The organism is Halomonas sp. PR-M31 (assembly GCF_001039575.1).
Classification (GTDB): Bacteria; Pseudomonadota; Gammaproteobacteria; order Pseudomonadales; family Halomonadaceae; genus Modicisalibacter.
This window is the reverse complement of record NZ_JIBT01000003.1, coordinates 1-24,279: the sequence shown is the minus strand read 5'-3', so window position 1 is coordinate 24,279 and position 24,279 is coordinate 1. Positions and strand designations below refer to the sequence as shown.

General features: G+C 55.9%; 23 protein-coding genes, 1 tRNA gene and 2 pseudogenes. 12 read left to right on the top strand and 14 right to left on the bottom strand.

Features of this window, described 5'->3' with window-relative positions; all coding sequences use genetic code 11:
- The first annotated feature begins 134 nt into the window (after nt 1-134).
- Nucleotides 135-210, top strand: a tRNA-Gly gene (locus CH74_RS01485).
- Between the two features lie 28 nt (nt 211-238).
- On the opposite strand, the gene CH74_RS01480 is transcribed toward CH74_RS01485, so the two are convergent.
- Nucleotides 239-448, bottom strand: a complete 210-nt coding sequence (locus tag CH74_RS01480) for a hypothetical protein (RefSeq protein ID WP_048305720.1) — start codon at nt 446-448, stop codon at nt 239-241.
- 201 nt (nt 449-649) lie between these two features.
- On the opposite strand from CH74_RS01480, the gene CH74_RS01475 reads away from it, so the two are divergent.
- From CH74_RS01475 to putP, 4 genes are all read left to right on the top strand, one after another.
- A complete protein-coding gene (locus CH74_RS01475) occupies nt 650-1,021 on the top strand; it encodes a hypothetical protein (protein WP_048305755.1) in 372 nt (123 codons plus the stop codon).
- A 49-nt stretch (nt 1,022-1,070) separates the two neighbouring features.
- Nucleotides 1,071-1,865 (top strand): AraC family transcriptional regulator, encoded by a 795-nt coding sequence (locus tag CH74_RS01470; protein WP_048305719.1) that lies wholly within the window; start codon nt 1,071-1,073, stop codon nt 1,863-1,865.
- Nucleotides 1,866-2,093: 228 nt separating this feature from the next.
- Nucleotides 2,094-5,285: a bifunctional proline dehydrogenase/L-glutamate gamma-semialdehyde dehydrogenase PutA gene (gene putA, locus CH74_RS01465; RefSeq protein WP_048305718.1), complete on the top strand. Its 3,192-nt coding sequence runs from the start codon at nt 2,094-2,096 to the stop codon at nt 5,283-5,285.
- A gap of 71 nt (nt 5,286-5,356) precedes the next feature.
- Nucleotides 5,357-6,835, top strand: coding sequence for a sodium/proline symporter PutP (putP, locus tag CH74_RS01460; protein ID WP_048305717.1), 1,479 nt, complete (start codon nt 5,357-5,359; stop codon nt 6,833-6,835).
- A gap of 69 nt (nt 6,836-6,904) precedes the next feature.
- Here the strand turns inward: putP and CH74_RS01455 are convergent, their stop codons facing one another.
- On the bottom strand, nt 6,905-7,204 hold the full coding sequence (locus tag CH74_RS01455; protein WP_048305716.1) for a cyd operon YbgE family protein: 300 nt from the start codon (nt 7,202-7,204) through the stop codon (nt 6,905-6,907).
- 251 nt (nt 7,205-7,455) lie between these two features.
- On the opposite strand from CH74_RS01455, the gene CH74_RS01450 reads away from it, so the two are divergent.
- Entirely contained in the window at nt 7,456-8,031 is a 576-nt protein-coding gene (locus CH74_RS01450) for an OmpW family protein (RefSeq protein WP_048305715.1), read from the top strand.
- Nucleotides 8,032-8,094: 63 nt separating this feature from the next.
- Here CH74_RS01450 and CH74_RS01445 read toward each other — a convergent pair whose 3' ends face one another.
- From CH74_RS01445 to CH74_RS01425, 5 genes are all read right to left on the bottom strand, one after another.
- Nucleotides 8,095-8,595: a gamma-glutamylcyclotransferase family protein gene (locus CH74_RS01445; protein ID WP_048305714.1), complete on the bottom strand. Its 501-nt coding sequence runs from the start codon at nt 8,593-8,595 to the stop codon at nt 8,095-8,097.
- Nucleotides 8,596-8,922 carry a YqcC family protein gene (locus CH74_RS01440; RefSeq protein ID WP_048305713.1) on the bottom strand — a complete coding sequence of 109 codons (327 nt, stop codon included), beginning with the start codon at nt 8,920-8,922 and terminating at the stop codon, nt 8,596-8,598.
- 89 nt (nt 8,923-9,011) lie between these two features.
- A complete protein-coding gene (locus CH74_RS01435) occupies nt 9,012-9,761 on the bottom strand; it encodes an amino acid ABC transporter ATP-binding protein (protein ID WP_048305712.1) in 750 nt (249 codons plus the stop codon).
- On the bottom strand, nt 9,758-10,432 hold the full coding sequence (locus CH74_RS01430) for an amino acid ABC transporter permease (protein ID WP_048305711.1): 675 nt from the start codon (nt 10,430-10,432) through the stop codon (nt 9,758-9,760). Before CH74_RS01430 ends, CH74_RS01435 begins: the two co-directional genes overlap by 4 nt.
- A gap of 68 nt (nt 10,433-10,500) precedes the next feature.
- Nucleotides 10,501-11,214 carry an amino acid ABC transporter substrate-binding protein gene (locus CH74_RS01425; RefSeq protein ID WP_253272895.1) on the bottom strand — a complete coding sequence of 238 codons (714 nt, stop codon included), beginning with the start codon at nt 11,212-11,214 and terminating at the stop codon, nt 10,501-10,503.
- Nucleotides 11,215-11,559: 345 nt separating this feature from the next.
- On the opposite strand from CH74_RS01425, the gene CH74_RS01420 reads away from it, so the two are divergent.
- From CH74_RS01420 to CH74_RS01400, 5 genes are all read left to right on the top strand, one after another.
- Complete coding sequence (locus tag CH74_RS01420; RefSeq protein WP_048305753.1) at nt 11,560-12,597, top strand: DUF3549 family protein; 1,038 nt, start codon at nt 11,560-11,562, stop codon at nt 12,595-12,597.
- A gap of 3 nt (nt 12,598-12,600) precedes the next feature.
- Nucleotides 12,601-13,038 (top strand): ATP-dependent zinc protease, encoded by a 438-nt coding sequence (locus CH74_RS01415; protein WP_048305710.1) that lies wholly within the window; start codon nt 12,601-12,603, stop codon nt 13,036-13,038.
- 33 nt (nt 13,039-13,071) lie between these two features.
- Nucleotides 13,072-13,980, top strand: coding sequence for a 30S ribosomal protein S6--L-glutamate ligase (gene rimK, locus CH74_RS01410; RefSeq protein ID WP_048305709.1), 909 nt, complete (start codon nt 13,072-13,074; stop codon nt 13,978-13,980).
- A gap of 127 nt (nt 13,981-14,107) precedes the next feature.
- Complete coding sequence (locus tag CH74_RS01405; protein WP_048305708.1) at nt 14,108-14,566, top strand: hypothetical protein; 459 nt, start codon at nt 14,108-14,110, stop codon at nt 14,564-14,566.
- 63 nt (nt 14,567-14,629) lie between these two features.
- On the top strand, nt 14,630-15,874 hold the full coding sequence (locus CH74_RS01400; protein ID WP_048305707.1) for an alginate lyase family protein: 1,245 nt from the start codon (nt 14,630-14,632) through the stop codon (nt 15,872-15,874).
- Between the two features lie 5 nt (nt 15,875-15,879).
- Here CH74_RS01400 and CH74_RS01395 read toward each other — a convergent pair whose 3' ends face one another.
- The 7 genes and pseudogenes from CH74_RS01395 to CH74_RS01365 all read right to left on the bottom strand — a co-directional run bounded on the left by CH74_RS01395 (nt 15,880) and on the right by CH74_RS01365 (nt 22,691).
- Nucleotides 15,880-16,506 carry a vancomycin high temperature exclusion protein gene (locus CH74_RS01395; protein ID WP_253272883.1) on the bottom strand — a complete coding sequence of 209 codons (627 nt, stop codon included), beginning with the start codon at nt 16,504-16,506 and terminating at the stop codon, nt 15,880-15,882.
- Between the two features lie 110 nt (nt 16,507-16,616).
- The gene (sufT, locus tag CH74_RS01390; protein WP_048305705.1) at nt 16,617-17,174 is read right to left on the bottom strand and encodes a putative Fe-S cluster assembly protein SufT; all 558 of its coding nucleotides are present in this window, start codon (nt 17,172-17,174) and stop codon (nt 16,617-16,619) included.
- An 11-nt stretch (nt 17,175-17,185) separates the two neighbouring features.
- Nucleotides 17,186-18,427 (bottom strand): cysteine desulfurase, encoded by a 1,242-nt coding sequence (locus CH74_RS01385; protein ID WP_048305704.1) that lies wholly within the window; start codon nt 18,425-18,427, stop codon nt 17,186-17,188.
- A gap of 14 nt (nt 18,428-18,441) precedes the next feature.
- The gene (sufD, locus tag CH74_RS01380; protein WP_048305703.1) at nt 18,442-19,800 is read right to left on the bottom strand and encodes a Fe-S cluster assembly protein SufD; all 1,359 of its coding nucleotides are present in this window, start codon (nt 19,798-19,800) and stop codon (nt 18,442-18,444) included.
- Nucleotides 19,797-20,548, bottom strand: a pseudogene (gene sufC / locus CH74_RS01375) (Fe-S cluster assembly ATPase SufC). Before sufC ends, sufD begins: the two are co-directional and overlap by 4 nt.
- 179 nt (nt 20,549-20,727) lie before the next feature.
- The gene (gene sufB / locus CH74_RS01370; RefSeq protein WP_048305702.1) at nt 20,728-22,170 is read right to left on the bottom strand and encodes a Fe-S cluster assembly protein SufB; all 1,443 of its coding nucleotides are present in this window, start codon (nt 22,168-22,170) and stop codon (nt 20,728-20,730) included.
- 23 nt (nt 22,171-22,193) lie between these two features.
- The gene (locus CH74_RS01365; protein ID WP_048305701.1) at nt 22,194-22,691 is read right to left on the bottom strand and encodes an SUF system Fe-S cluster assembly regulator; all 498 of its coding nucleotides are present in this window, start codon (nt 22,689-22,691) and stop codon (nt 22,194-22,196) included.
- A gap of 455 nt (nt 22,692-23,146) precedes the next feature.
- Between CH74_RS01365 and CH74_RS01360 the strand changes: the two are divergent.
- Nucleotides 23,147-24,279: pseudogene (locus CH74_RS01360) on the top strand (UDP-glucose/GDP-mannose dehydrogenase family protein); the annotation flags it as partial.

Here is a 24,279-nt window from a genome sequence, read left to right as displayed (position 1 = left end):
TTGCGCTAATTCCTATGACCATGAGATTCCAAAAATTATCCTTGGGAGATAAAAATCTCCTGTACTCATGTTGATTACATGGATTGCGTGTCCCTTGCAGGAACGCTTCCAGATTCACTATCATGCGTCTCAAGGCGGGTATAGCTCAGTTGGTAGAGCATCAGCTTCCCAAGCTGAGGGTCGAGGGTTCGAATCCCTTTGCCCGCTCCAGGTCATTTATGCTGACGCCATTTATCATCTATTCTGCGCCTGGATCGGCATCCTTGGCGCCTTCCCAGACAGAGCGGTTGGAACTTTTCATGCTTTCCACTTCGTACTGGGCATCTTCGTAATTATCGTACACGCCCAACGAAGTGCCGGTATCGCTGTCATATACTTCGTAGCGTACCGTTGCATCATCATCATCTGAATCCTTCAATTCACGAATTTCGATCGCTTCGTTAAGCATCGGTGCTCCTCGTTGCAATGAATTGCGCATCACTCTGGTCCGGTAGGATATTGTGAGCGAGGCAACAATGAATCGTTTCCGACAATGATATAGCGACAAGGATAATGCAATGCAAGTTCACATATGCTGCACTTCATCGCCCCTGGCTCCCGACTCGAGGGCCGTCCTGATGAACGATTCGAACCGGCTGGATTGATCCTCATGCTTGTGTATCTGGTTGCCTTCGTTGTCTGTCTGCTGGTCATTGGCGCCAGCATGGCCCTGCTCATGGGCATGAGTACCCCACGTTACCGCACCGAGCCACAGCATTTGCTCGGGCTATTTGATCGGGTGTTGAATCACCAGGCATCGGAGACCGAGTGGCATGCACTGGTGGGCTATCCCATTCGTCATGACGAATCCTTGGAATCCGTCCGGCGCAGCGCCCAAGACATCATGGACGATCATGGTCGCCCCTGGCAGGCGGCTCAAGGAGGGTGCCTGTTGTCCCGTAGCGGGCGCGAGGAATTGACCATTCTGCGTGATGAACTAGCCTCCCGCTTGCTTCAAGAGCAAGGCAAGCAATCGTTTTAGTCACACCGCCACTATTTCATTCCCAGGATTAGACGTTACGAGGCCCTTCATGACCAGCGCCATCCGCCTGATACCCCTCGATAACGCCATCAAGCATCACGCCCACGGCTATCATCAGATCGTGATTGGCCTCGAAGGCCATGCCAGATTCGAGATCGAAGGCCTGAAAGGACGAATTGTGCCCCTGGGCGGCTGCATCGTGCCGGCCAATCACACTCACTACTACACCGGGGTCGGTCCCAACCGCCAACTGATTTTTGATCTTCCCGAAGACACCCCTGCACTTTCCGGCGATCATCGCACGCTGGTGCATCTGTTCGACGCACCGCGTTTTTTCACTCTGGACGATTCATTGCAGGCCTATCTGCGCTTTTTGATGATGGAGATGAACCAGCCCCATCACGCCCCGAGCGAGCTGTTGGCGACTACCTTTCTAGGCTGTCTGCATGCACGTCTCGCCACTCCTTCGGCTGACGTCAAAGCACCGCGACTCGACCTGACCGTCATCGATCGCTATATCCAGTCGCATTTGGCGCAACGTCTGAGCGTCGCTGATCTGGCGCGTCTTGCCTGCTTGAGCCAGGCACATTTCAGCGACTGCTTTCGTCGCCAGACAGGGCTTTCACCCTATCAGTACGTACTGCGTCAGCGCTTGGCAACCGCTCGTGAGCTACTAAGCTTTTCCTGCTTGCCCTTGAGCGAAGTGGCCGCCCGCACCGGCTTTTCCAGTCAAAGCGCTCTATCCCATGCAATTCGTCGCGCCTTTGATCGGACACCGAATCAATTGCGCCAGGCAAGATCGACTCAGCAAGCGGACGCAGCGGCTCTCGTCAGCAATTACTAGACCAACGTATAAGGTTTTTCCCCATTGCCACACTTTTTCCTCGATTTATGCAAATGTAACCGGGGAATTGGCAAGACTGGCGGCTATCGTCCACCCTAGATTCAACACATCGCGCGATTCATGCGCCCCTGAACGGTGTCGCTTGCTTCATTCAAGGCAGACACCTGTCGTCTATTGGCAAACGACGACAAAGGATTCAGGTTGGGAACCACGTTGAGAGGTCATTTCATGCTTACCGCCAAGACCATGCTGGATACCACCACCTGGCAACAGGATCCGAACGCGCTGCTCGAGCACGTCAGCGATCATTACATCGTCGATGAGGAGCAGTTCGTCGCGGAATTCGTCGATCTTCTTCAAGCGGATGAGGACGACTTCACCCGGATCGCCAAGAAGACCGCGGAGCTGGTGCGGGAAGTACGCGACATGGACACGGCGGTGGATTCCATCGATGAGCTGCTGCAGCAATACAGCCTCGACACTCATGAAGGCCTGATGCTGATGTGCCTAGCGGAAGCCATGCTGCGTATTCCGGACAAGGCCACCGCGGATGCACTAATCGACGATCGTCTCGGGCCGGCGGACTGGAAATCGCATCTGGGGCAAAGCGACTCTTGGTTCGTCAACGCCTCGACCTGGGGGCTTTTGATGACCGGTCGCGTGCTGCAGATGGACAAGCCCAGGGAGGGCAAGCCCGCCAATTTCATCAATCGCATGACCAACCGCATGGGCGAGCCGGTCATCCGCAAAGCCATGTATCAGGCGATGAAGATCATGGGCCGTCAGTTCGTGCTGGGTCGCACCATCGATGAAGCCTTGAAACGCTCTCAACCGCTGTTCGACAAGGGATACACCTACTCCTATGACATGCTAGGAGAGGCTGCCCGCACTCGGGAAGACGCTCGGCGCTACTTCGAGGACTATGCCCACGCCATCAAGCAGGTCGGCGCTACTAGCCAGAAACTCGATGACAAGACACCAGAGCCTTCGGTGTCGATCAAGCTCTCGGCGCTGCATCCGCGCTACGAATTCGGCCGGCGCGAGCAGGTGCTCGAAGAGCTCGTGGGCGTCGTCAAGGAGCTCGTGGTCATGGCTCGGGAGCGTCAGGTAGAGCTGACCGTGGACGCTGAAGAAGTCGATCGCCTGGAGCTTTCCCTCGAGGTCTTTCGCGCCGTCTATGAAAGCGAGGCTTGCAAGGGCTGGGGGCATTTCGGCATCGTCGTCCAGGCCTATGCCAAGCGCGCCCTGCCGGTGCTTCACTACATCAATCGCCTGGCGGATCTGCAGGGCGATGTGATTCCCATGCGACTGGTCAAGGGCGCCTACTGGGACACCGAGGTCAAGGAGACCCAGGTGGTCGGCGTGGATGGCTATCCGGTGTTCACTCGCAAGGCCAATACCGATGTCGCCTATCTGGGCTGCGTGCATTTCCTGCTTTCAGAAAACACTCGCGGACGCATCTTCCCGCAGTTCGCTACCCACAACGCCCATACCATCAGCACCATCCTGGAACTCGCCAATGAGTCTACTCGGCCCTTCGAATTCCAGCGTTTGCACGGCATGGGCGAAGCGTTGTACGAAGCCGCATTGAAGCGTGCGCCTTCCGGCACCTATTGTCGTATCTACGCACCGGTCGGCGCTCACAAGGATCTGCTGCCCTATCTGGTGCGTCGCCTGCTGGAGAACGGCGCCAACTCCTCCTTCGTGCATCAGCTGGTCGATCCCAAGGTGCCGGTGGAGACGCTCTGCGTGCATCCTGTCGAGACCCTCAAGCAGTACGACAGCTACTACAACCCGAAGATCCCCCTGCCCCCGGATCTTTACGGCACCAAGCGGCGCAACTCCAAAGGCATCAATCTGAACATCAGGAGCCAGTATCAGCCCTTGATGGACGCCATGGCGGAGTTCATGGACACGACCTATGACGTCAAGCCGCTACTGGGAATCGACGTTGCCGACGACAAGGCGCAACGCCATGAAGTCATGAGCCCCTTTGATACGACACAGCGGGTCGGTAGCGTACAGTGGACCAGCGAGGAGCAGGCACAAAAGGCCGTGGACGTCGCCTGGAGTGCTTTTCCACGCTGGCGGGATACGCCGGTCCAGGAGCGGGCGCAGATCATCGAACGCTTCGCCGACTCCCTGGAGACTCATACTCCTGAACTGATGACCCTGTGCTGCCGGGAAGGCGGCAAGCTGTTGACGGATGGGGTCGATGAGATTCGCGAAGCGGTGGATTTCTGCCGCTACTACGCCACCCGCGCGCGCGAGCTTTTCGGCGAGACCACCCTGCTTCCCGGACCTACCGGTGAAGTCAACGAACTCTCCATGAGCGGTAAAGGAGTGTTCGCCTGCATCAGCCCCTGGAACTTCCCGGTAGCGATCTTTTGCGGCCAGATGGTGGCCGCGGCGGTCTCGGGCAACAGCGTACTGGCCAAGCCTGCGGAACAGACCTCTCTCATCGCCCATCGCGTGGTTAAATTGCTACACGAAGCCGGCATGCCCCGTGAAGTGGTGCAGCTACTGCCTGGCGATGGTCCAACGGTGGGTAGCGTGCTCTCATCGGATCCGCGCATCACCGGTGTCGCCTTTACCGGCTCTACCGCCACCGCGAATCTCATCAATCGTGCGCTGGCCGCAAGGGAAAACGCCCCCTTGCCGGCGCTGATTGCCGAAACCGGCGGACTCAACGCCATGATCGTCGACTCCACCGCCCTGCCGGAGCAGGTGGTTGTAGATGTCATTCGTTCCTCGTTCCAGAGTGCCGGTCAGCGCTGCTCGGCGCTGCGCATTCTCTACTTGCAGGAAGACGTAGCGGATCGGGTCATTGAAATCCTGAAGGGCGCCATGGCAGAACTCAGTATTGGTGATCCGCGCAACCTGGGGACCGATGTAGGGCCGGTGATCGACGAGGAGGCGCGGGAAAACCTGCAGGCCTACATCGACAAGCTCAAGGGCGAAAATCGCCTGCTGGCAGAGACACCGCTGACCGGTGAGCATATCGATCAAGGCAGGTTCATCGCCCCGACGGCCTTTGCGGTATCCGGTATCGAGGAGATGGATAGCGAGCAGTTCGGGCCGATACTGCACATTGCCCGCTATAAGTCTGCGGATATCGACAAGGTCATCGAGACCATCAATGCCAAGGGCTACGGTCTTACCTTCGGCGTGCATAGCCGCAATGACTCCTTTGCCAAGGCGGTTGCGGACAAGGTGCGTGCGGGCAATGTGTACATCAATCGCAACATCATTGGTGCAGTGGTCGGTGTGCAGCCTTTCGGTGGCCAAGGATTTTCCGGTACCGGTCCCAAGGCCGGTGGCCCACACTATCTGTTGAGCTTTGCCACGGAAAAGACCCGTACCAACAATACCGCTGCGCTGGGAGGGAATGCCTCATTGCTTGCCTTGGGCGATGAGTGACGCCCAAGCGTAGAGACGACGAACGCCCTGATGCAAAATCGAGAATAAATAATAACGGATAGGAAAAACTCATGATCGAAAACAGTATGTCCATCGTCATCACCTTTGCCCTTTATCTGCTGCTGATGCTGGCAATCGGGCTGATCGCTTGGAAGCGCACTAACGACCTCTCGGACTATATTCTGGGTGGACGTTCGCTGGGCCCCTGGACGACGGCAATCTCCGCCGGCGCCTCGGACATGTCTGGCTGGCTGCTGCTGGGTCTGCCCGGTGCCGCCTATATCAGCGGTCTTTCCGCAAGCTGGATTGCCATCGGCCTGTTGGCGGGTACTTGGCTCAACTGGCTGATCGTGGCCAGGCGGCTGCGCATCTACAGCTTCGTGGCCAGCGACTCGCTGACACTGCCGGAATTCTTTGCCCAGCGTTTTCGCGATAACTCGCATTTGCTGCGGGTCATTTCCGCGGTCTTCATACTCTTGTTTTTTCTGTTCTACACAAGCTCCGGGCTGGTGGCCGGCGGCAAGCTGTTCGAGACGGTGTTCAGTCTCGATTACCGTATTGCCGTCACCGTGGGCACGATCGCCATCGTTTCCTATACCTTCTTCGGGGGGTTCCTCGCGGTTTCCTGGACGGACCTCATTCAAGGCTTGATGATGGTGGCAGCGCTGGTGGTGGTTCCGGTAATCGCCCTGGTGGATATGGGTGGATTTTCAGAAGCAGCTACCCGTATTACTGCCGATAGTCCGCAGCTACTTTCCTGGTTCAAAGACGCCTCCACCGGGGAGACGCTGTCGTTCGTCGCCATCATAAGCTCCTTGGCCTGGGGTCTTGGTTACTTCGGTCAGCCACATATCCTGGCGCGTTTCGCCGCCATTCGCAGCGACAAGGATGTTCCCGCCTCGCGTCGTATCGCGGTGATCTGGTCTGCCATCGGCCTTGTGTGTGCCGTTGGGGTCGGACTGCTGGGACTTGCCTACGTGCCTCGGGATCTGGCTGACAGTGAGACCGTCTTCATGGTCATGGTCAATGTCATCTTTCATCCCCTCATCGCCGGGATACTGCTGGCAGCCATTCTTGCGGCGGTCATGTCCACCGTGGATTCCCAGCTGCTGGTCTCGTCCTCTGCGCTGACCGACGATTTCTACAAGGCTATCTTTCGCAAGAATGCCTCTTCCAAGGAGCTAGTCTGGGTGGGCCGTTTTGCAGTTATCGGCATTGCCATCATCGCCTATATCCTGGCGCTCAACCCGGATTCCACGGTACTGGGGCTCGTCTCCTACGCATGGGCCGGTTTCGGCGCCGCCTTCGGCCCGGCACTGATCATGGCCTTATTCTGGCGTCGCATGAATCGCTGGGGCGCCCTGGCGGGCATCATCGTTGGCGGCGTGACTGTGGTGCTATGGAGCATGATCTCCGGGGGCATCTTCGATCTCTACGAAATCGTACCCGGGGTGATCTTTGCCTACATCGCTATCTATGTAGTCAGCATGGTCACGCAAGCCCCTAGCGAAGAGATCATCGCAGAGTTCGAAAGCGTCAGATCCACCTGATTCCGGACGTCGGCAACAAACAAAAGCGGGGCCACCATCATGGCCCCGCTTTTTTATAGCAGCTTCTCGTCAACTTCTGATCAACACCACGACATAAAAAAGTAGCAGCAATACCCAGCATTGAGGGGCACCCAGCAGCTTCTGCATCAAGCCCTTTCGAATCAGCCCCATGCCATGAAAGAAGCCCGCACCAACCGCCCAGACGCCCAGCAACCATACGGGAAGTCGCCAGCTCAAAGGTAAATCGCTGATGATCGCCGGATTGATCAATAGCCATAGCGCCATAAAAGACGAAGCCAATAGCGATAGCAGCTTACCCAGACGACCGTGGCGGCTCTGATGCCGAGACCTTTGTTTTACCCTAATCATTGAAGCGGCTCCTTTCGCTACAATATTCAGCCATTTATGTACTAGTGAACGTTAAAGCTTGCATGCCAGGCAATCAGGAAAAAGTGTTAATGAGTCAAATTAATTGTCTTTAATAGCTTGATAACAAAAATCTACATGACAAAGCGAACAGTGTTTCCTATACTCGTCGTCAGTAGGGAAACAGCGTTTCTATTCATACGTGTATCAGCGCACTCCGTTTAGACAAACGGAAACAGCTCAAGGAGATTTTCATGTTCAAGACCAAATTGGTTTCTAGCGCAATTCTGCTTGGCGCCTTGTTCGGGGCTTCTCAAGCGGCCATGGCTTATGAAGCTGGCGATATTCTGATCCGAGGCAACGTCATCAAAGAAGACCCGGATAGCGGTAAGATCGATAGCGACAAGAACTGGGGTGGCAGCGTGGGTGTCATGGTCATGGACAAGCTTGGCGTGACCCTCGGCAGTACTGGGAATTTCAAGCACGATCTGGACAATGGCGGCAGCTTCAAAAGCCAGCCTATTGATTTAATGGCCCAGTTTTACCCATTGGGCGGTAATGACGCTCGCATCCAGCCTTATGCAGGTATCGGCGCCAACTGGACACATTTTACTGGCGAAAGCGATGGGCTCAGCCTTGATAATACTTGGGCGCCCAAGGCGGAGCTGGGTGTAGACCTGATGATCACCGACTTCCTGGCAGTCAACGGTTTCGTCAACTACACCGACATCAACGTCGACTATAAGCAAAACACGGCGACCGGGCGTGTGAGCGACGATTTCGATTACGATCCGATCGCGGTGGGCGCTGGTGTAACTTTTAGCTTCTAACACTGCTTCACTGTTGTTTTTTGAGCGTCGGGCCTCGTGCCCGGCGTTTTTTTATATGCGCAATCAGCGCGGAGTATGAGACGAAAGCCCCAGCATCGCCAGCGTCGCATCATCCAAGCCTTCAACTGCCTCGACCTGCAGAAGCCATGCGTAATAACCCGGTGACAAAAATGCTTTCCCGGCCAGCAGGTGCTCAAGATACTCCCGTGCGGGCTTGAGAGATGCCTGGATGCGTTCCGGATGGGCAAGATAAACCCAGGCATCGATGGCGCCCTGGGTCGTTTTGATCGTATGACGCTCCCGCCGATAATCCAGAGGCACTCCTTCGAAAGGGTCCATCAGCGCAATCTGTTCCGGCTCCATCAGCTCGAACAAGGCGCCCTCCACCTCTCGACCGCTACTGGGCGCCACATTGGCGTGAGCGATTCCTGGAATACGCGAGGCTTTGTCAAAGCGTAGCTCATAGCCCGTCATGATGCCTGACAGGACGCGTCGGGTCTGACCAATACGCGCCGCCACTCGCTCGACGTTCATATTGCTGCCATAGGCGAAGTAATAAGGCATTCAGGCCTCGGTCACGATGCGGTCAATATCCGCAACCGCCTTGACCACCAGGGCCCGGGTGCTGGGCTTGGATTGCTGCAGATAGACTTCAACGGCCGGCGCTACCTGACAACTGGCGGGCAGAGCTGCCTTGGCATCCACCAGCGCCTGCAGCCGGGGAATGAAGACATAGCGCAGCCACTGTGACAACTCCATGGTGTCCACGCAGAAAGGTTCTTGGCTCTCGAAGGCTGCCGCCTCTGGCTGGGGCGTTCTCCATAGATCGACACTGCTCAGCGTCGCTTCAAGGCGCTCGAGGGCTTGACTAAGTTCGGCATGGGGCGTCATGACGACTCCGGATCAAAAATGTGCCGTGATTATCCCTTGGCAAGATACCACTGGCCAGACGCTCTGCCCTTTTGCACCTCACAGAACTCTTACCAAGGGGTCTGGGTTGCCAATACCTTGCGTAGAAAGCTCTTGGTCCGCTCATCCCGAGGCGTCGAAAAGAGCTGTGATGGCGGCCCCTGCTCGACGATGCGACCATCGCTCATGAAGATGACCCGATCGGCAACGTCCCGTGCAAAGCTCATTTCATGCGTGACCACCAGCATGGTCTGTCGCTCCTTGGCCAGCTGCTTCATCACCCCAAGCACCTCTTCGACCCATTCCGGGTCCAGGGATGAGGTCGGCTCATCGAACAGAATTACCTCTGCCTGGGCCGCCATTGCTCGGGCGATGCCGACTCGCTGCTGCTGCCCCCCGGAAAGCGACGCGGGATAGGCGTTTGCCTTGTCGGACAACCCAACCCGTTCGAGAAGCTCTCTTGCGCGCTCCTGAGCCCGGGGTTTTTTCCAGCCATTGACGACGATCAACCCCTCGGCAACGTTGTCGAGGGCCGTCTTGTTGGCAAATAGCGCGTAGTTCTGGAACACGAAAGCAGTTCGCCGCCGCAGCGCGAGAATCTCCTTCCTGCTCGCCTGGGTCACATCGACGTTCAGATCGCCTATCTGAATTCGTCCACCGTCGGGCTGTTCCAGAAAGTTCATGCAGCGCAGCAGGGTCGACTTGCCGGTACCAGACGGCCCGATTACGACAATGATCTCGCCCTGCTCGATAGACAGATCGATACCGTCGAGAATCGTTTCATCGCCAAAACGCTTGATGAGGCCTTGAAGCGCGATCATCGTTGATAAGCCCTGTTGAGTCGTGTCTCGAGACGGCGTTGCAGCCAGGCCAATAGCTCGACGACACCCCAGTAGATCAGCGCCACGCTGATGAAGGCCTCGAAATAGAGAAAGCTGCCCGCCGCCTCCTTTTGTGTGGCGCCCATCAACTCTGTTACGCCTAGGGTAAAGGCCAGAGAAGTCGCCTTGATCATGTCGATGAAGTAGTTCATCAGCGTAGGCACCGCCACCCGCGTCGCCTGGGGCAGCACGACACGGCGCATCGTTTGCCCGCGGGTCATGCCGATGGACAAGGCTGCATCGGTCTGGCTGCGATCGATGCCGACGATAGCCGCGCGAATCGACTCCGCCATATAGGCAGAGAAGTGCAGCGTCAGTCCCATGATGGTGGCGGTAACGCCGTTAATTTGAGTCAGCGCGCTCATCAACTGAGGCAGGCCGTAGTAGAACAAAAACAGCTGAACCAGTAGCGGCGTGCCCCGAAAAAATGAAATAAACAGCAGCGTGAGCGCATTGAGACCGGGGATCTTCAACACTCTTATCACTGCCATCAAACACGCAAGAATCAGCGCTAACACCATGCCCGCGGCAGCCATCTCCAGGGTCAAGGGAAGATAGCTGAGCAGGATCGGCATCAGGCCCAGCATGTAGTCGATATCCAGGGCGTTCATCTAATTATCGATCCTTGATCTTGCAAGAGACATGGCTGATTAACCGGCATGGCAGACTGGCAAGAAATTCATGGCTGGGTGATATCGCTGCCGAACCACTTCTGGGATATCTTGCCGAGGGTGCCGTCTTCCTGAAGCTCCTTCAGCGCACCATTGACGCGGTCTCGCATCTGGCGGCCTTGCTCGTCATCTCGAAACGGCAGTGCGTTGCGGATATCGGAAAAAGGCTTGCCTGCCAAGGCCAGAGGTAGCGGCTTCTCCTTTATGATCTGACTGGCGCTGACTCGGTCCATGACGAACGCATCCACCCTGCCCAAAGCAGTGTCCTGCTCGATGTTGCTTTCGTAGGTACGGATGTCGATCTCGTCGGAATAAGGCAGCTCGCGCAAGAGCTGCTCGTAGTTTGACCCCAGATTGACTGCCACGGTCTTGTTGCGCAGATCTTCGACGCCCTCGATTTCATCGTTACCCCGTTTCACCACGACCTGCGCGCCATCATAGACATAAGGCTGGGTGAATACGTATTTCTGCTGTCGCTCGTCGGTAATGGTAATTTGATTGGCAATGGTATCGATACGCCCTGAACCAAGCATGCCGAACAGGCCCGAGAAGTTGGCAGTGACGTACTCGACGTCGATTGCCAGACGCTTTGCCACTGCGTCCATGACATCCACTTCAAAGCCTTTGAGCGTGTCCTGCTCAACGAAAGTGAACGGAAAATACCCACCGGACATGCCGACTTTGAGCGTCTCGTCTTCATCTTGAGCTATGGCCTGCCCCATTACTCCAAGAGAAGCGCACAGCAATGCAGTTCGTAGTATGTAGCGCATGAACATCTCCATCTGATTGAAATAGAATAAGAGTATTGCCTATATATTCCTTTTGGTTACATAGCCTAAAGAAAATCACTGCAGATGATCAATAGAGTCTTTTCATTTTCCAGATCATGTCTGACTATCTTCAGTCATTCACACAAACCGTGCATCACCCTGTGGATAACCCCTGAAGTACTTTCGTTTGCCCTCGGCTTATAACAACTTGTAAAAATTGCTTATTTTTTGATCAGCCTGCATCTGGTCAATGAATGATCGGCGCGCTACAGTGCGCCCCCGACCATGGAGGATGCCATGCAACCGATACATGCTCTCGGTGAATTCTTTGAACGCATTGGAGCACCTTCTCGCTTTTATACCCTGGGTCGACAGGTGACGCCCTGCCCTGCCTCCACCTTAAAGGCTTTTGAAGCGGGTGAACTTGCCTGGCCCTGGCCTTGGCTGGATCACGCTCAGCTGGCCTGTGTCTTTCAAGTTGGCAATGGCGACGATCCACTGATCTGGTTCTTGTCTTTACCCCTGGATGAACAGGGGCTACTGGACCCTGCGCCCCGGGATGCGTTTCTTCAGCGCGTGCTGGAAACAATCGGGCGCACCGCATCGCTGCAGGTCGATGATTCCACTGAACGCGTCAACAATTTGATGCAAGACAACCCCTTGACGTTTACCCCTCACATGACTCAGCGCGCGATGCTGCATGCCTATGTAAGCGACGACCTGGCCCGAGAGGCAAGCGAACATTTTGAGCTTGCCGAGGCCTATCTGACCGGCCAGCTAGCCAATGGACAATGGCAAGCGCTGGGGCTACAGGGGCTTGCGGATTTCGTCGTGCGTCACGATGCTCAGCAAAGCAATGCGTTAGCGGCCCGACTCGACGCCTTGCCACTGGAAGTGTTACGCCCGCTATGCCACTGTCTAGAGCATAAGCCTTTATCGACGACATTGACGCAAGCATTGATCGCGCGTGGCGAGCGGGCCGCTCAAGAAGGTGATGTCGAGACCTTCTGCAACTGCGTCCGCGCCGTTGGTCAAGGCAATAAAAGCACGGTAGGTGTCTGGTACGATGAGTTACTCGAAGATCAGGCAGCTTGTGGTCCGGACCTGTTTGCCGCCATTGCCGCCCGGGGGTGGCCACAGCTCGAGGATGCGAAACGCTTGCCGCACTTCATCGAACGACTTGCTGAAAATGAAAATGCCGACTTTGCCGTGCTGATTCGCAGCCTAGCCTTGATTCCACGCCTGCGCCTGCCCCTGTTGATCAGCTTGCGCCAGGCCGCCCCGGAAACGCGAACTCGGCAGCGGTTGAGCGAACTTAGTTTTGGAAGAATTTAGATCATGAAAGCATTGCCCTATCAAGCCAAGGCGGTTGTCGGTCGTCGGGAAATGGTGGAACTTCCCGAACTAGGCCTGGCCTTGTGCTGCAAGATCGACACCGGCGCCCGCACGTCAGCGCTGCATGCCGAAGACATCGACAGTTTTGAAGACAACGGCCATATTTGGGTCAGTTTCGTTACGCGAGGCGGCGGACCGGACAGTCCGGCACATCCTGTCAAGATGCACCTGCATGACCGTCGAAGAATCACCAGCTCCAACGGTCATTCTCAGTGGCGTTATGTAGTAAGAACTCATATGCTGCTGGGTGAATTGGACTACCCGGTGGAGCTGACCCTGGTCGATCGCCGCGAGATGCGTCACCCCATGCTATTGGGACGCCGTGCAATGCGGCGTCTTCTGGTTGCCCCAGGGGCAGCATTCTTGCACGGTGAACCCTAGCACTCCTTACTTGTCGTCGGCTTGGAGAATTACATGCATATCGCCCTGCTATCGCGTAATCGCAATCTGTACTCTACGCGCCGCCTGATCGAAGCCGCGGAAAACCGCGGTCATAGCGCTCGAGTGGTGGATACCTTGCGCTGCTACATGAACATCGCCTCCCACCGCCCTTCGATTCATTATAAGGGGGCACAACTCGAACCCTTTGATGCGGTCATTCCGCGTATCGGTGCTTCGGTCACTTTTTATGGCTGTGCGGTACTGCGTCAGTTCGAGATGATGGGTACCTATGTGCTTAACGACAATGTATCGATCACCCGCTCCAGAGATAAGTTGCGCTCCCTGCAGCTGCTCTCCCGCAAAGGGCTAGGGTTGCCGATTACCGGATTCGCCCACTCACCGGATGATATTCCCGACCTGATTACCATGGTCCGGGGCGCCCCTCTGGTCATCAAGCTGCTCGAAGGCACCCAAGGTATTGGTGTGGTGCTGGCGGAAACCAATCAGGCCGCTGAGTCCGTGGTTCAAGCTTTCATGGGTATGAAGGCCAATATCATGATTCAGGAGTACATCAAGGAGGCCAAGGGTGCCGATATCCGCTGCCTAGTCATTGGCGATAAGGTAGTGGCGGCGATGAAACGCCAGGCAGCCGAAGGCGAATTTCGCTCCAATCTACATCGCGGCGGCAGTGCCAGTGTGATTCGCATTACCCCGGAAGAACGCTCGACGGCGATTCGCGCTGCAAAGGCCATGGGTCTGCAAGTGGCCGGTGTCGATCTACTGCGCTCGAACCATGGTCCAGTGATCATGGAAGTCAATTCTTCCCCGGGGCTCCAGGGTATCGAAACCTCCACTGGCAAGGACATTGCCGGATTGATCATCGAGCATCTGGAAAAACACGCCGCTACACCCCGCAAGAAGCCTTCAAAGCCCAAAGGATAGGTAATCGTTGACAGAATTGAAGAGGACTGCAAGACACGAACGTGCAAACAAAAAAATCTTTCTTCGAGGACTGGCAAAACACTGTTTCCCATCGCACAATCTGCGTCACCGCAGGAGGTGATAGCTCATGTTTCTCGATAATCGCCAAGTAGCGATGGATAGTGTGTTGGAAGCGTTGGCAGATAGTCTCGATTATTTTCAGGACAACCTCGAGCGTCTGCGCCCGTCGCTGCGTGATGCGTTGAATTCGCATTACGAAGAACGTGGCAAAGCGATGCGCGAACTGCAAGCCTTAGCCAAAAAGCACCTCAACCTGCTTCCTCGGGATGCGGATGTCGAACGCGACGATTATCTTTGGCTATGGAGTCGTCTCAAGAGCTTCGTCAGCGACGACAGTCAGGTACTGGTCAACGAGTTGCTGGAGCAGGAACGCGTGCTGATGCAGGCGCTGGCCACGCTGCACACTCATCCTCTCCCGGATCCGATCGAGCCTGCCATCGAACGGTGCTGGAAAGGCTGCCGTGCGTTGATACGTGAACTTTACCGTTTACAAAAAGACAAACCCAAACCTCGCCGACGGCGTTGAGCCACCTCTCTCTTTCAGGTTTTCAGCGCCCATAGGACGACTTTCTCTTTCAGGAACAACGCCATGCGAAAAACAGCGTTACTGTGTCTGACGTTGTTGACCGCAACGCTGACGGGAGCGAGTCAAGCAGAGGACAGGTTCGGCTATCGTCAAGGCGTTCTCTCCTACAGCAAGTGTCTGCTTGGCCAACGCGAAAATACGCTACCCGGCAAGGCCTACGCCTCGCTTCTGGAACACGCTGACGAAGCGCTGAATCACCCGCTCTATTCTGTCGTGGACAAGACGCAGCTACCTGCTAGCGGCAATCGTCACGACTATTTCAGCTTTGCCCCTTATTGGTGGCCCAACTCGGAAACTGATGACGGTCTGCCCTACGTCCAGCGGGACGGCGAATACAATATGGCGACCAAGACCAACGCCACGGACAAGCAGCGTATGATCAGCTTCGCCAAGGATGTGCGCCAGCTGGCCCTCGCCTACTATTTTTCCGACAATATCGATTATGCCAACAAAGCCGCCCGGCAGATGATCAACTGGTTCGTCACGCCCGCCACCCGCATGGCGCCGAACATGGCCTATGCGCAAGCCATTCCCGGGCGTGTCGATGGTCGCGACATCGGCATTATCGACAGTCGAATACTCATCGATGTTGCCAACAGCGTGGAACTGCTGCGCGACACCCCCGCCCTGAGTCAAGAAGAGTACAGGTCGATCAAGGCCTGGTACGCTGATCTTCTCGACTGGCTGCTCGAAAGCGGCAACGGCCGTGAGGAAGAAGAGGCGGATAACAACCACGGCACCTGGTACGACGCCCAGGTGGTGGCCTTTGCACTGTTCACCGATCAACCCGAGCTGGCGCGAACGCAGCTCGATATCACTCGGCAGCGCATCGCCGACCAGTTCGATGCTAAAGGACGCCAGCCCGAAGAACTCGATCGTACCCGTCCCTGGCACTACAGCAATTTCAATCTCGAAGCCTATGCCCGGCTGGTCGACTATGCGGACAGGCTTGGCTTGGGACAATGGCGGGACGACAATGTCGAGCGCAAATTGCGACGCGGATTCAAATTCGTCGCCGAACACGCGCTACAAGATGCATCCTGGCCTTATCAGGAACTCAATGGCTTCGATCCCGGAACGGCGCTCGGCGCCATGATGGCGGCCGCGCTGCTGTTCGACGATCCGGCGATCACTCAGGCTGCGGCACGGCTTGCGAAACAACAGCCAGGCGCGGTGGAACAACTGCTCTACTCCCCCTTTCATGCCCTGCCGAAAGTATCGGAGTGCGTTTTACCCAGGAATGGGTAAACCTATCAAAAGGGGGTCATCTGCAGCGGTTCTCGTGGCCCCAGAAAATAAGGTTGACGATCCCACAGGTAAAGATCGCCCAGGGTACCCACCCGAGCGAGCCATTCTCGGATTCTCAGGCGCCAAGTGCCAGCGGTAGGATAGGTCGGAATTGCACAGCCTTTCGCCTCCATTCCCAAGGCATCGGCGATGAACAGAGCTCGCGGTAAATGCCAATCCTGGGTGATGAGCAAGACTCGATCCACGTCAAAAATCTTTTTGGCCCTGATCAGGCTGTCGAAGGTGCTGAAACCCGCATAGTCCAGTGTCATATCCGTGTTCCGCACATTCGCCGAGCGTAAATCTCGCCACATGGTTACCGGCTCGTTATAGAAGCGCGTACGATTGTCGCCGGAAAGCAGTAGATGCTGTACCCGCCGCAAGCGCAGTAAACGTGAGGCAGCGTCAAGCCGCGCCGTGTAATAGGGGTTGCGCCCACCGCCCCGGGCCCAGTAGGACGTGCCAAAGACAAGGCCCACCGGCTCGGCGGCGCACACAAGAAGATCGCTTTCGATGCGATCCTGGGTACGCGCCACTATCCAAATATTGGCCGCAAGAATGGCGCCGCCAATCAGAAAAACCAGGGCGGTCAATCCTAGCGCGCATTTTTTTAATATCGATACTGCTGCCAGCCGCATCGTATTTCTCATCCAAGTCTACTCAAACGGCTGGAATAACAGTAATAAGCGGAACTTACAACTTTCTAGAACATGCCTAGTTCAAGACGCGCCTCCTCGCTCATCATGTCCCGACTCCAAGGAGGATCAAACACCGTCTCGATATGCACCCGGGATATTTGAGGAGCGCCAAGAATCTTGCGCCGAGCGTCTTCGGCGATGACGTCTCCCATACCGCATCCCGGAGCAGTAAGGGTCATGCGTACGGTCACAATACGCTCCCCAGTCAGCAGATGCTCGATACGACAGCCATAGACCAGCCCAAGTTCGACGATATTGACCGGAATCTCAGGATCATAACAGGTACGTAGCTGCTCCCATACGAACTGCTCGATCTCCTCTTCGCTGGCCTCGGAAGACAAGGTGGGGCGCGGCAGGGCCGGTAGTCCCAGCGCATCGAAATCACTGCCTTCGATCAGAAAAAGCCGTCCTTCATAGGCGACGCTGATGGTACTGCCCTTGGCCTGCATGACGGAGACGGTGCTGTCTTCGGCGATCGTGACACTCTTGCCAAACGGAATCGAAATCGCCTCGACATCGCGCTGCAGAGGCAGTTGCTGTCCTTTGTAAAGTCCTTCTTCCATGTCCGCTCCGTTCAACGCACCATGCCGATGACACGCTCAAGCGCCTCAACGAAGAGATCGATTTCCTCGACGGTATTGTAAGCGGCAAAAGAGGCACGACAGGTCGCTTCGACACCAAACCGCTGCAATAACGGTTGAGCGCAGTGATTGCCGGTGCGTACCGCCACCCCGAGCTGATCGATAAGAAGCCCGATGTCCTGGGCGTGGGCGCCCTCGACAACAAAGGAAATGACGCCGGCCTTGCGGGGCGCGGTGCCCAGAATACGCATACCCTCAATGGCAGTCATCTTCTGGGTGGCATGAGTCAGCAGTTGCTGCTCCCAAGACCCGATCATGGCGATGCCGATATCGTTGACCCAATCGAGGGCGCGGCCCAGAGCAATGACCTCGGCAATGGGTGGCGTACCCGCTTCGAACTTGTGCGGTATATCCGCGTAGGTGGTACCGGCATCGAAGGAGACGGTACGGATCATCTCGCCGCCGCCTTGCCAGGGCGGCATGGCGTCAAGCAGCTCTGCCTTGCCATAAAGAACGCCAACCCCCGTCGGTCCGTAGACCTTATGACCAGAGAAGGCGTAGAAGTCCGCGTCGATGTGCTGTACGTCCACCGGCTCATGGGGGGCCGCCTGGGCGCCGTCCACCAGGATCAGAGCGCCTTGCTCATGGGCGATCGCTGCCATCTCGCGTACCGGGTTGATGGTGCCGAAGGCATTCGAAATATGATTGACCGCCACCAAACGAGTGCGCTCGTTGAACAACTCCCGATAGGCAGCCATGTCCAAAGCGCCCTGCTCGTCTACCGGTATCACCCGGATGACGAGTTCGAGCTGCCCCGCGAGCAGCTGCCAGGGAACGATATTGGAGTGATGCTCCAGCTGGGATATCAGGATCTCGTCTCCAGGCTTCAGGTTGGCCCGGCCCCAGCTGTTGGCCACCAGATTAATGGCTTCGGTGGTACCGCTGGTGAAGATGATCTCGCGCCGATCCGCGGCATTGATAAAGTCTCGCGCCTTGTCCCGGGTCTGCTCGAAAACCGCCGTGGCCTCATCCGCCAGGGTATGCAGACCCCGATGAATATTGGCGTTGTAGTGACGATAGTAGTGATCCAGCGTCTCGATGACCTGGCTTGGGGTCTGGCTGGTGGCCGCATTGTCCAGATAGATCAGCGGCTTACCATGTATCTTACGCTCAAGAATGGGAAAGTCCCGCCGTACCCGGGCGACATCCAAGGACAGATCGGTCATTACGGTCATGATGAACTCCTTGCTTAAGCTTGGTCCGCTGTGGCCACGTCGACCAGATCACTCAGGTTGAAGCGCTCCGGCAGCTTGCCCGCCACGGCCCGCTCGACGCGCTCGGCGACCGGTTCCAGGGTGACCTTGTCCATGACTTCGCCGGCAAAGGCCAAGGTCAACAGGCCACGAGCGGTCTGCTCGTCGATGCCCCGGGTACGCAGCGCAAAGACCGCCTCTTCATCGAGCTGGCCCGTGGTGGCGCCGTGAGAGCACTTGACGTCGTCCGCATAGATTTCGAGCTCTGGCTTGGTGTCGATTTCGGCGCGATCGGACAGCAGCAGATTGGCATTGCTCTGATGCGCCTCGATCTTCTGGCTATCGCGCTTGACGATGACCTTGCCGTTGAACACTCCTCGCGCTCGATCGTCGAGAATACCCTTGTAGTTCTCGTTGGAGAAGGTGTGGGGCGCGTTGTGATTGACCAGGGTGTGGTTATCCACGTGCTGACGATCCTGAGCAAAGAACAACCCGTAATAGTTGGCTTCGGCGCCTTCGCCGTTGAGATCCGCCACCAGATCGTTACGCACCAAGGCGCCGCCCAGATTGATATTGAAGGAGGTGAAACGGCTGTCCCGATCCTGCGCGATATGCAGGCTGCCAATGTGCAGATCACCCAGCGGCGCTTCTTGAAGGATATAGTGCTCTAGGATGGCGCCACGCTCCAGCAGCGCCTCCCCTGCCACGTTGGTGAAATTAGCAGCCTCTTCTTCCCCCACATAGTGCTCGATTACCGTGGCCTGGCTGCGCGCGCCGGCTTCGATCAGTACCCGGGGATGGCTCATTACCGGCTGGGCGTTGGCACGAGAAAAGAACTGAATGACGATGGGCTTTTCGACCACCACCCCCGGACCGATGCGAATCACCGCCCCCTCGTCGGTAAAGGCGGTATTCAGTGCAGCAAACGGCGAGAACTCCACGCCGGACAAGCGCCCGAGGCTGCCGCCCACGGATTCGTGATTGGTCTTCAACGCCTGGGAAAGAGGCTCGACGCCAAGCCCCTGGGGTAAATCAGTCATGTCGGAGAGATCGCTGGAGAAAACCCCATCGACGAAGCTTAGGCGAATTGCCTCGAGCGGCAACCCCAGTGTTGCAGCGGTCGTTTTCGAAAAGTCGGCGTTCTGCGCCAACGCGAAGTCGCCTTCGCTGATGCGACGCACGTCGGTGTATTTCCACGCTTCGTCGCGCTTGGTAGGAAAGCCCAGCGCCTCGAAACGAGCGGTCCCCGCCTGACGCCGCGCCGCAATCCAGCTAGGCTCCGGCTCAGTTGAAGACTCGCGCAGATGCGTGATGCGCTCTTCCAGACGATTGAGAAAGGTGTGCGTTGCACTCATGCCGCGGACTCCTCCAACACCCATTCATAGCCTCGGGATTCGAGTTCCAGTGCAAGCGATTTGTCACCGGACTTGGCAATACGCCCGTCCACCAATACATGCACATAATCCGGGGTGATGTAATCGAGTAGACGCTGATAGTGGGTGACCATCAGCACGGCGCGTTCTTCACTACGCAGTGAATTCACGCCTTCGGCGACAATCTTCATGGCATCGATGTCGAGCCTGAGTCGATTTCGTCAAGCATGGCAAGCTTGGGTTCGAGCAGCAGCATCTGCAGAATTTCGTTGCGCTTCTTTTCGCCACCGGAAAAACCTTCATTGACGGCACGCTGTAGGAAGCTTGCATTCATCTTCATGAAGGCCAGCTTTTCCTTGACCAGCTTCATGAATTCCGGCGCCGGGATCTCGCTTTCACCTCGTGCCTTGCGCTGCGCGTTGAGCGCTGCTTTGAGCAGATAGATGTTCTTTACGCCCGGAATTTCCACCGGATACTGAAACGCCAACAGCAGCCCCGCCTGGGCACGCTCCTCGATCTCCATTTCCAGCACGTCACGACCCTCAAAAGTGATCGAACCAGACGTCACCTCGTAGTCTTCCTTACCGGCGATCACCGCGGACAGGGTGGACTTGCCGGAGCCATTGGGGCCCATGATGGCATGAACCTCACCGGCATTGACCGTCAGACTCAAGCCCTTGAGAATTTCGTTGCCTTCTACCGTGACGTGCAGATCCTTGACTTCGAGCATGTTGATACCTGTTTTCTGTCGAGCCGCCTCAGCAGCTTGAAAATTCGTTTATGACACTGGCTATCGCCCGATGAATCGAGCTCCTACCAAGATTGGCGGTGCCGGCTATTGTAGGAGCTCGCTTCAGCTAGCGATAAAGCTGGGCCAATCGCTTTAAACCGGGCTCCCACGATAGTTATTCAACCCACCGCGCCTTCAAGAGTGACGTTCAGAAGCGCTTCTGCTTCTACTGCAAACTCCATCGGCAGCTCCTGGAACACGTCCTTACAGAAGCCGTTGACGATCATGTTCACCGCATCCTCCTCGGAGATACCGCGCTGGCGGCAGTAGAACAGTTGATCTTCGCCAATCTTCGAGGTTGTTGCCTCGTGCTCGACGGTGGCGCTGCTGTTACCGATTTCCTGATAAGGGAAGGTATGAGCGCCGCTGCGATCACCGATCAGGAGTGAATCACACTGGGTAAAGTTACGCGCCCGCTTGGCCCTCGGGCCGATCTTGACCAGACCGCGGTAGGATTGATCGCTGTTGCCGGCAGAAATACCCTTGGAGACGATCGTCGATTTGGTGCCTTCACCGATATGAATCATCTTGGTACCGGTGTCCGCCTGCTGACGGCCATTGGTCACGGCGACAGAATAAAACTCTCCTACGCTGTCTTTACCGCGAAGCAGGCAGGACGGATATTTCCAGGTAATGGCGGAGCCGGTCTCGACCTGGGTCCAGGAGACCTTTGAGCGATCGCCACGACAGTCGGCGCGCTTGGTCACGAAGTTATAGATACCACCCTTGCCATCCTCATCCCCGGGGTACCAGTTCTGCACCGTGGAGTACTTGATATAGGCATCCTCCAGGGCCACCAGCTCGACGATGGCAGCATGGAGCTGATTTTCGTCCCTTTGGGGCGCCGTACAACCCTCGAGATAAGAAACCTGAGCCTGCTTTTCACATATGATCAGGGTGCGCTCGAACTGTCCGGTATTGGCGGCGTTGATGCGAAAGTACGTCGACAGTTCCATGGGACAGGTCACGCCTTCCGGCACAAAGACGAAGGAGCCGTCAGTGAAGACCGCAGAGTTGAGCGCAGCGAAAAAATTATCGCCTTGGGGCACCACGGTACCCATGTACTTCTTGATCAGCTCCGGGTATTCACGAATCGCTTCGGAGATCGAACAGAAAATCACCCCTGCTTCGCCGAGCTTTTCCTTGAAGGTGGTGGTCACGGACACGGAATCGAACACCGCGTCGACGGCCACGCCAGCCAATGCCGCGCGTTCGTGAAGCGGGATACCCAGCTTTTCGTAGGTTTCAAGTAGCTTGGGATCGACTTCATCCAAACTTTGGGGCCGATCTTCAGGCTTTTTAGGAGCGCTGTAGTAAGAAATCCCCTGGTAGTCGATGGGGGGATAGTTCAAATGCGCCCAAGACGGCTCTTTCATCTTCAGCCACTGGTGATAAGCCTCCAGCCGCCATTTCAACATCCATTCCGGTTCTTCCTTTTTCTTGGAAATAAAGGCGATGACGCTTTCATCCAATCCTGGCGGTACGGTATCGCTTTCAATATCCGTCACGAACCCTTGGGTGTATTCGCGACGAACAAGCTGTTCCATTTCCTCGGTAGCCATGTCTTCTCCCTTTGGGCGTTGTACTAGTAGTCTTTTTCAACTTCGGGATGGTGTTCGACGTCGCCCGCATCGGCTAACGTCACACTTTGTATAGGTAATTGCACGGGTAACTTGATTGGGTTCGACTGCGATAGATGCGCAAGCGTGACGCTGTCAAGCAGTGCGCCTACGGCCAAAGACACGCGCTGCCAGTTGCTGGCTACGCCGCAGCTGTTGAAAAGATCGCATTCCCCATCCACATGACTGCACTCGGTCATCGCTATGGGCCCTTCGATTGCCGCGATAATATCGCTGGCACTTATTCGAGAAGCAGAGCGCGCTAACTGATAACCTCCCTGGGCACCACGCTGTGACGTCAGCAGTCCTGCACGAGCCAACATCTTCAATGTCTTGCTCACCGTTGGTCGTGGCAGCTTGACCTTTTCAGCTAATTCGGTAGCCGCATGAGACTGCTCTGGATGACGCGCAATTTGAGCCATCACCACAGCGGCGTAATCGGTTAACTTGGATAGCTTCAGCACGCTTGAATCCTGGCAAACGACATAATGGGACCATTTTAGTCCTATATGCGCCAAGAGTGAAGGGAAGTGTGCCCGCAATTAGTAAATTTGACATGATGCCTACTGGGAAGAAGCCCCATAGCAAAAATCATTAAAGTGGGTACAAGTTGATGATGTGCATACATTATTAGATCGAGTGGCTCATATCTCCGACGCTTTTCGCTCCAGTTGTCGACGACATGCCACATTTGACGTATTGACAGGATATCTCTACGCTAGCGCACCACATTGACCACATACGCTCATCAACAGCGTTATTCATCGAGTTCTTATTACCAGAAAAGCCTATCTATCAGCATTTGATGTTGCGTATTAGTAACTACATATTAATGTTGCAACTTGTTCTAGATAGATATCGAACAGTGTTAGAGAACTAGTTACTTATATAAAATCACTTAATAAATCTTGGAAAGATTATGAAAATTACCATCTTCGGTTCTGGATACGTCGGACTAGTAACGGGTGCTTGCCTGGCAGATGCAGGCCATGAAATTGTATGCATCGATGTTGATGAAGCTAAAATCGACAGACTCAACAATGGCGAAGTCCCCATTTATGAGCCCGGTCTGGAACCCATGATTCGGGCCAACATGGAAGCTGGTCGTCTGAGTTTCACCACAGACGCCAAGATGGCCGTGCAGTTTGGCCGTCTTCAGTTCATTGCCGTTGGCACGCCGCCAGACGAGGATGGAAGTGCGGATCTAAAATATGTGCTCAAGGTTGCCGAGACCATTGCCGAGCATATGCAGGACTACAAGATTGTCGTGGACAAATCCACTGTTCCAGTGGGTACCGCAGACAAGGTAGATGCTGCAATCAGTAAAGTGCTCGAAAAACGCGGCGTCAACCTCGAGTATGACGTCTGCTCTAATCCGGAGTTTCTAAAAGAAGGCGCGGCAGTCGAAGACTTTTCCAAGGGCGCCCGCTTCATCGTCGGCACGGACTCCGAAAAAGTAAAGAAAGCCATGCGCGAGTGCTACGCGCCCTATAATCGTAACCATGAAAAACTGATGTTCATGGATGTACGTTGCGCCGAGCTGACCAAATATGCCGCTAACGCCATGCTTGCGACCAAGATCAGTTCATGAATGAAGTGGCCAACCTGGCCGAGAATCTGGGTGCCGATATCGAACAGGTACGCCATGGCATGGGCAGCGATCCGCGCATCGGCTATCACTTCATCTATCCCGGCTGCGGCTACGGCGGCTCTTGTTTTCCCAAAGACGTTCAGGCGCTTGCTCGTACCGCAAGCGATGTCGGTTACAACGCCGAACTGCTCAATGCGGTGGAGTCGGTCAACAAGCGCCAGAAGAGCAAGCTTTTCGAAAAGCTCATGCAGGCATTCGACGGAGATCTCGAAGGCAAGACGATCGCGGTATGGGGGTTGGCGTTCAAACCCAATACCGATGACATGCGAGAAGCCCCTAGCCGTGAACTGATGGAAGCGCTATGGAAGGTAGGTGCCAAGGTTCAAGCCTTCGATCCGGAAGCGATTGAAGAGTGTTCGCGTATTTATGGTGAACGCGACGATCTAAAGCTGACCGAAAAA